The following is a 1,029-nucleotide window of genomic DNA, read 5'->3' as shown; positions in this document are numbered from 1 at the left end:
ACGGATCAACTGGGCGCGCTGTCCACGTCGGATATCGCAGCACTTAAGACGGCGCAGGTTGCAGCGCTGACGACGACCCAGGTCGCGGCCTTGACGACCGATCAGGTCGGCGCGCTGACGACGGTTCAGGTCGCGGCGCTGTCGACGCCGCAGGTTGCGACGCTCAGCACGACCCAGGTCGGTGCGCTGTCCACGGGCGATATCGCAGCATTGAAGACCGCGCAGGTCGCATCGCTGACCTCGGCGCAGGTGGGCGCACTGAGCACGGCGCAGATCGGCGCATTGACGACCACCCAGGTCGGCGCGTTGACCACGGCGCAAGTCGTGTCGTTGTCGACGGATCAGGTGGCGGGGCTCTCGACCGGCCAGGTAGCGGCGCTGACGAACACGAACATCGCGGCATTGAGCACGACGGAACTGGGCGCGCTGTCGACGGCGGATATCGCCGCATTGAGAACATCGCAGATCGCGTCGCTGACGACGGATCAGGTGAGCGCGCTGAGCACGGACCAGGTCGGCGCATTGACGACGGCGCAGGTAGGGTCGCTGACGACCGGCCAGGTCGGCGCACTGAGCACGGCGCAGGTGGGCGCGCTGTCGACCGATCAGGTCGGTTCGCTGTCGGCCAGGGATGTCGCGGTACTGAGCACGGATCAGCTGGGCGCATTGTCGACGGCCGATATCGGCGCGCTGAAGACTGCGCAGGTTGCAGCGCTGACGACGGCGCAGGTTGGCGCGTTGAGCACGGCGCAGGTCGGCGCACTGAGCACGACGCAGGTCAATGCACTGACGACCGTGCAGGTGGCGGCACTGAGTACGGCTCAGGTCGGCGTGTTGTCGACGGGCGATATCGCCGCGTTGAAGACCGCACAGGTTGGCGCATTGACCACGGCACAGGTTGCCGCACTGAGCACGGATCAGGTCGGCGCATTGACGTCCGCACAGGTTGGCGCGTTGACCACGACGCAGGTTGGCGCACTGACGACGGCGCAGGTCGGCGCGCTGTCCACCGGCCAGATCGGTTCGCTG

The 1,029-nt window shown here is 67.2% G+C and carries 1 pseudogene; it reads left to right on the top strand.

The annotated features are described in order from the left end of the window. Positions 1 to 1,029, top strand: a pseudogene (locus FQ746_RS34895) (hypothetical protein); the annotation flags it as partial.

Origin of the sequence: Paraburkholderia sp. BCC1886, from assembly GCF_900996245.1 — a bacterium.
GTDB lineage: Bacteria > Pseudomonadota > Gammaproteobacteria > Burkholderiales > Burkholderiaceae > Paraburkholderia.
Note: the sequence above shows the minus strand (reverse complement) of the source record. Positions and strands in the feature narration are given on the sequence as shown.